The following is a 6238-nucleotide window of genomic DNA, read 5'->3' as shown; positions in this document are numbered from 1 at the left end:
CCCATCCACGTTCTTGCCTCTCGCACCAAAGTCCGTGGATGCCCGGGACAAGCCCGGGCATGACGGCGGAGCATGTGGCTCCTTGTCGCTCATCCCATCACCACTCACTTCGCCGCCCGCACCTCGACCGTGCCGGTCCCGGTACGGCCGTAGCGCGAGGGATTGTACATGTCCTCGACATAGGCCTGCGGCAGCACGTATTTGCCGGGTGAGACCACACGCACGACGTAGGCCACCGTGAAGACCGCCTTGGAATCCGAGGCCCGATCGACGGCAGCCGTGAAACGATCGTCGCGGAACTCGGTATCTTCGGGCTCTTCGCCATCCTCGATCCAGCCCAGCGTGCCGCTGTCGCCCGACGACACCAGTTTTGGATTGTCGATTTCCAGGCCGGCCGGCAGATAGTCGGACACCATGATGTGGCCGTATTCGGGCTTGGCCTCGGTGATCTTCAGCACCACGGCGAAGCGGTCGTTCTGCTTGACCTTGCTGATATCGGCGGGCTTGCCGTCGAGCGTGAAGAAACTGCGCTCGATCTTGAAGCCGTTCGATGCCGCGGGCTCAGGCGTCACCGGCGACCCCGACACCGAGACCACCGCCTGCACCGGCGCGTCTCCGGTGTTGGTGATCTTCAGCGGCTTGCCTTCCAGAGTGGCGGCCTTGTAGCTGCGGTACAGCGCGGTCTTGACCGGCTGGCCGTCCACCTCCATCGACAGGTTCTCCTTGGCGAGCGCGCGCGCCGCCAGCACCAGCCACGCATTTTCCTGCGTGGAGGTGTAGGGCGTCAGCCCGCGCGCAGTCTCGACCCGCGACACCGCCTGCGTCAGCGTTGCCTTCGGCGCGTTGCCTTCACTGGCAAGCGACACCAGCGCTGCGGCATCGCGGAGCTGCGAGCCGTAGTCGGTGCGGCCGAACTCCAGCACCGGCTTTGGGGCGAGACTGTCGAGGGCTGCGCCATAGACCCGCTCCGCGCGGTTGCGGTCACCGACCAGCGCGAGCGCCGCGGCGAGCTGCGATTTCGCGATGGGAGTGGCGAGGTTGCTCAGCTTGGTGTCGGCGAGATAGCGGAGGTCGCCGATCGGCGCCGCGCCGTTGCGCGCCAGCACATAGAGGCCGTAGGCGAGATCGCGGCCGCCGTCCTTCTCCGGCTCGTTGCCGTTGACGACCGAGTTGCGGATGCGGTCGAGCGCGGTCTTGAACAGCACATCCGGCACCACAAAGCCCTTTTCGCGGGCGCGAGTCAGGAAGTCCGTCACATACGCGTCCAGCCAGGAATCGTCACCGCCTGCCGACCACAGCCCGAACGAGCCGTTCGAGCCCTGGCGGGCCAGCAGCCGCTCGATGGCGTCGCGGATGCGCTGGTCGACCTCGGTGTCCATGGCCAGGTGCGCACCGGCCGCGAGCTCGTTGACATAGAGCAACGGCATGGCGCGGCTGGTGATCTGCTCCGAGCAGCCATAGGGATAGCGGTCAAGTGCTTTGAGGATCGTCGCCGCATCGAGCGCAGTGGACAGGCTGGCCGAGACCGAGACGCTACCGGTGCCCGGCACGAGATCGGCGAACATATCCGAGGTCAACGTCAGGCTCTCACCCTTCGCCAGCGTCCGGATCGAGCGCCGCGCCAGCACTTGCGTCGCCGCCTTGACGTCGAGCGCATAATGGCGCGCCAGCGCCAGGCCATTCGGCCCCTTGATGTCGACGTCGAGTGTCGCCTGCCCCGCCGCCGTCGCGTCGATGGCGAGCGTGAACGAATTCCGCTGCTTGGCGGCAAGCTTGACCGTCGTCGCGGGATTGCCGGTCATTCTCACTGGCCCGCCGGTCTTCACGTTGATGACGTAATCGCCGGCCTGCCCCTCGACATTGTCGATCTCGAGATTGACCGTGCCGTGGTCGCCGTTGAGCAGGAAGCGCGGCAAGGTCGTGGTCAGCACGACAGGGTCGCGGATCACCACGTCCGTGTTGGCGCGACCGAGCTTGGTCGCGGTCCACGCCACCGCCATCACGCGCGCGGTGCCGGCGAACTCCGGAACGTCGAAGCTCACTTCGGCCGTGCCGTCGGCGGCAACGGTGACGATGCCCGAATAGAGCGCGAGCGGCTTTTGCGCGGGCGGCGAGCCCTGGAGCTCGGCGGCACCGGCGTCGCCGCCGGACTTGATCTGCCCGCGCGTGCCCGACATGCCGTCGATGAGTTGCCCATAGAGATCGCGGATCTCCGCGCTCAGGCGGCGCTGGCCGAGATAATAGTCGTCTGGCGCCGGCGGCTTGTAATTAGTGAGGTTGAGGATGCCGACGTCGACCGCGGCGATCACGATCTTGGCGTCCTCGCCCGGATTGAGCCCGTCGAGCTTGACGGGGATCTTCAGCAGCCCATTCGGCCGGATCAGAGCCGGCGGCGTCAGCTTCACCTGCAATGTACGGGTCTGCTTGTCGATACCGAACCATTTGAGTCCGATCGCCCGGCCCGGCATGCGTTGCGCGGCCGCATCGAGCGGACGGCGCAGCGTTGCCACAACATAGGCGCCGGTGCCCCAGTCCTTGCCGACCGGGAGCTTCACCTGGGCGGTGCCTTCCTTGACGTCGATGGTCTGCGTCGTCAGCAGGCGATCGCCGAGCACGTTGACCGTCAGTTTGCCGGCGCTGCGGACGTTGACCGACACGGTCATCGTGTCGCCCGAGGCGTATTGCGGCTTGTCGATCGAGGTCTCCAGGAGGTCCGGCGTGTCGGCGCTGCCGTCGGAATACCAGCCGACGTCGAACTGTACCGAGGTCACGGGCCCGTCGGCGTCGTTCGACTTCACGTCCAACCGGTAGCGGCCGGGCTGTGGGGTCAGCGAAATCCGCGACGGCTTGTCCGCGGCAACTGTCACGTCGCCGTCGGAGACGCGCGAGGTCGATTTGACCGGCTCGTACTCCCAGTAATTGCTCTGGCGATACCATTGGTAGCGCGACTCCATCTTCAGGAGCTCGTAGCGCAGGCCGTCGCGGCGAAGCCTCTCACCCTCGGGCGAGACGAACACAACATCGAACTCGGCCTTGTCGCCCTCGGCGACGTTCTTGTCGCCGAATAGCGGCTTGATGCCGATCATCGCGGCAGCAGGCGCGACCGGCAGCACGATCTTGCGCTCGACGGCGCGGCCGCCGGTCTCGACCATGCGGACGAAGATCTGCGCCTCCTGCGGCCGCGTCGAGGCCGGCTGCTTGTCGAGCGTGACCGGGAAGGTCGCAACGCCGTTGGCGTCGGCTTCCGGCAGGTTCTCCAGCGGCGTGCGCTCGTTCGAGGTGGTCTCCTCGTCGGCGACGCCGAACTGGTAGCCGGCGAAGCCCGGCCGCTCGGACGCGGGCGCGACCAGCATGTCGCCTTCGAGCGCTAGCCCCGAGGCCGGCGCGCCATAGAGGAAATGACCGTCCGCCTTAAGCTCCACTGGAGCGTTAGCTTTGATCAGCTTGTCCTTGGCAGACAAGTCGAATTCGATCCGATCGGGGACGTAGTCCTCGACCATGAAAGTGGTCTCGCCGACCGAAGAGCCCTTCGGATCGGTGAAGGCGCGCACCCGCCAGGTCCCGGTCGGGACGGCCGAGTTGAGCGGCACCGACAAGGTGCGCCCGCCCGCGCCCTGGTCGGACAGCACGGCGCGGCGGAATTCGACGCCATCAGGACGCTCGATCACCAGGGTCATCGGCCCGCCGGTGACGGCGTTGCCCTGCCCGTCGCGCAACAGCGCGGTGAGATAGACGGTCTCGCTGGAGCGGTAGACGCCGCGCTCGGCATAGACGAAAGCGTCGGCGCCCGCAGGCACGGCCCTGCCCGAAACGCCGCGGTCCGACAGGTCGAAGGCGGAGGACTTGAGGCTGAGGAAGGCATAGTCGGCCTTCTCGCCGGTCACGGTGAGCATCGCCGGCGACAGGCCGCCCTCGCCGCGCGCAAGCCCCGCCTCGAACAGCACATGGCCGCTCTCATCGGTCTTGCGGGTGGCCAGGATCTCGTTGTTGCGCGCGACCAGCCGCACCTCGGCTTTGCCGACCGGATCGGTCGAGGCCAGCGAATTCACGAAGACATGGATGCCGTCATTGCCGGAATAGGCCGTGACGCCGAGATCGGAGACGATGAACCATTGGGTGGCGAGCTGATAGTCGTCGTCCGAGCCCGGCCCCTTGGCCGCGGCCGTCATCACATAGACGCCGGGCTGGAGTTCACCAAGCGCCTGGTCGACCGGGAATGCCGTGGTGACGTCCTGGTTGAGCGTCATCGCGGTGGCAAGCTCGCCGGTCCAGACTTTCACGCCGCGCTCGCCGCCGAGATCGCTGAGCTGGTATTTCGACAGGGTCTTCTGGAAATCGCTGTCGACCACCGTGTTGATCAAATTGCGGTCGCCGATCCGGAACACGTTGATGTTGACGGCTGGCGTGTTGACGCTGACGACGGGAATGCCGCGCTGGCCCGTCCTCGGCAGCACATAGGCGCGGCTGGTGAAGCGCACGAAGGGCTTGCGGTCGCGCACATAGACGTTGAACTCGGCCGATTTCGGAAGGCCTTCCTTCACGGTGGACGGCAGGCCGGCGCGCAAATTGATGTTGTAGCGCTCGCCATGCTTCAGCCCGTCGACGCAGAGCTGCTTGGCCTCGGCCGACAGGGCCGGCTTGTCCTGGCCGGCCAGCGCGAGGTACGGCGCGAAATCGGTGCGTTTTGCCAACTCCTCCGAGAACTGGAAGCAGGCGCGCGGACTGGCGGAGTCCGAGTCCACGGTGTAGTCGAGCAGCCGAAAACCGTGCTCGTCGCGCATCTTCTCATATTGGCCGCGGACGTCGGCGACCTCGCGCATGTCGAGCGACAGCCGCAGAGCATCCAGCGCCGGCCGCCACAGCTTGCGTTCGGAAAGAGACTTGCCGAGCACCGCGAGCGCGTCGGCCTCCTCGCCCGCATTCCCGGCGCGCTGGTAGGCGATGTAGGCGGCGGTCGAGGCGCGCTCCAGCAGGAACGTCTGCTCGCTCGAGCTCTTCGGCGATATCTGGAAGATGACCTTTGCCAGCCGCAACCAGTTGCCGGCGTCCTCCGGCGTGGTCGCCGCGATCTGGCCGAGCACCGACAGGCCGGTGCGATAGTCGTTGCGCCGGAAGGCAACATCGGCGTCGGTGCGCAAGCTCGCGCCGGTCTTGGCGACCGGCCCCGCCTCGCCCTTGATCTGCGCCTCCAGCTTGATCGCGGAATCGGCGAGGTCGTCCCGCTTGAAGGCTTTGTCGGCGGCCTGCGCGACGCTAAGGCCGAACGCCAGCGTGGCGCAGAGTGTGACGGCGCGAACAAGACCGATCATGGATGGACTCCCGGAAATCGCGGACGAACGCCGCTTGTCGCATGAAATGCGCGGAAAGGTGACGGACTCAAGGCGATGGAACCAAAGGTGCAAACCGTCGCATTCGCCATGACAAGGCACGCCCAGAGGAGACCGATCAAGCTACCGCCGCGCACGCCGTCCTGATGGCGCAGCAATATCCGACCAGTCGTCCGGCGGCCGTGTCCCGGAAGCTGATCAGCGTTCCCGGCGATGTGATCCATCGTCCAGTCTGCTGCCGCTCAACCCGGCACCCTGACACCCCACCGTTCCGCTTTGTCGCGGCTTCGACGAAAACGGTTCGGTTCAGGCTTGGCGAAAGACGATATTTTTCATAATGGCATAGTAGATGAACAGCGGCCCCCAACCAGGGCGGCTCAAGACGGTCCCGTAGCTCAACTGGATAGAGCATCAGATTTCTACTCTGAGGGTTGCAGGTTCGATTCCTGCCGGGATCGCCAATTTCGGTCTCATCCGTTCATCGTGAGCCAGATCTACGGCGCGCACCTGCAGAATCCGTCCTTCACGAACGCGTGGGCCGCCTCGCTCCGGCCTTTGATCCGGGCAAACGAGCCCTATCTATTCGCCGGGCGACGTGCGCCCGATAAGGACTTCGATGCCACTATCCGACTTGACAAGAATGGCGATCGCGTCGGCGGTGGCGGTTGTAGCAATATCGTTTTTGGCAGTTGACGCGGGAGTCGTGAACTCCGGTGTGGTCACAAAGCCGATCGCGACGGCCCGGGCCACCATCGCGGACGCGGCAGCGAGTCAGCACCAACTCGCCTTCGCCGTTCAAGCGTGGGCGCGTCGCGGCCACCAGAAGCCGGCCGTGGAAGAATGCCTGGCGATCGATTGAAACAGCGCAGTTTGTCGCCCCTCTCGTCTGGCGGATGTATGCGCAACGTAAC

The 6238-nt window shown here is 65.8% G+C and carries 2 protein-coding genes and 1 tRNA gene; 2 read left to right on the top strand and 1 reads right to left on the bottom strand.

What is annotated here, in order from left to right:
• Positions 1 to 104: 104 nt before the first annotated feature.
• Entirely contained in the window at positions 105 to 5309 is a 5205-nt protein-coding gene (locus IVB13_RS39740; RefSeq protein ID WP_247405220.1) for an alpha-2-macroglobulin, read from the bottom strand.
• A 402-nt stretch (positions 5310 to 5711) separates the two neighbouring features.
• Between IVB13_RS39740 and IVB13_RS39735 the strand changes: the two genes are divergently transcribed.
• Positions 5712 to 5788, top strand: a tRNA-Arg gene (locus tag IVB13_RS39735).
• A 179-nt stretch (positions 5789 to 5967) separates the two neighbouring features.
• On the top strand, positions 5968 to 6186 hold the full coding sequence (locus IVB13_RS39730) for a hypothetical protein (RefSeq protein ID WP_018457780.1): 219 nt from the start codon (positions 5968 to 5970) through the stop codon (positions 6184 to 6186).
• Positions 6187 to 6238: the final 52 nt, after the last annotated feature.

It is taken from the genome of Bradyrhizobium sp. 17, from assembly GCF_023073515.1.
In the GTDB taxonomy this organism is placed as follows: Bacteria; Pseudomonadota; Alphaproteobacteria; order Rhizobiales; family Xanthobacteraceae; genus Bradyrhizobium; species Bradyrhizobium canariense_D.
The sequence above is the reverse complement of the archived record's forward strand: the minus strand, read 5'-3'. Positions and strand labels throughout refer to the sequence as shown.

Bases quoted from the DNA above. Each gene is read 5' to 3' on its own strand.
- IVB13_RS39740 (WP_247405220.1), bottom strand. From the start codon at position 5,309: ATGATCGGTCTTGTTCGCGCCGTCACACTCTGCGCCACGCTGGCGTTC.
- IVB13_RS39730 (WP_018457780.1), top strand. From the start codon at position 5,968: ATGGCGATCGCGTCGGCGGTGGCGGTTGTAGCAATATCGTTTTTGGCA.